Raw genomic sequence first — 442 nt, forward strand, 5'->3', positions numbered from 1 at the left:
CCACCACCCGGCGCCAGTCGCGCGCCACCACGTACAGCGGCAGCGTGGGCGACAGCGCCAGATAGTTCTCCGGCGACATCACGGCCATGGCGGGCTGGCCGTTGCGCCAGACCTTGGCGAACGCGGCCATATCGGGCAGCCAGCGCTCCGGCTCCACCTCGGTGCCGAAGGACAGTTCGTCCGCCTCCGCCACCATGGTCAGCGGGTGCTGGACGTAGAACGGCAGGGTGTGATCGAGCATCTTCACGCCATAGAACGGCATGCCCGGGGTGAGCTTCTGCTGGACCAGCGGGGCGATGTCCGCGCCGGACGCCGGGCCGCCCACGGTTTCATGGCCGACCAGCGCCACCGTGAAGCCCAGGTACATGCCGAGCGCATACACGGCCACGCTGGGCAGCACGCCGCGCCGCAGCAGCCAGCGCGCGGCGGCAATGCCCAGCAG

Annotated in this window: 1 protein-coding gene; it reads right to left on the reverse strand. The window is 70.6% G+C overall.

The genetic code is table 11. The annotated features are described in order from the left end of the window. The coding region (locus AB4Z08_RS35835; RefSeq protein ID WP_441578577.1) for a hypothetical protein at window positions 1-442 on the reverse strand (442 nt) is incomplete at both ends.

Origin of the sequence: Chitinophaga sp. RAB17 (assembly GCF_052114225.1) — a bacterium.
Classification (GTDB): domain Bacteria; phylum Bacteroidota; class Bacteroidia; order Chitinophagales; family Chitinophagaceae; genus Chitinophaga.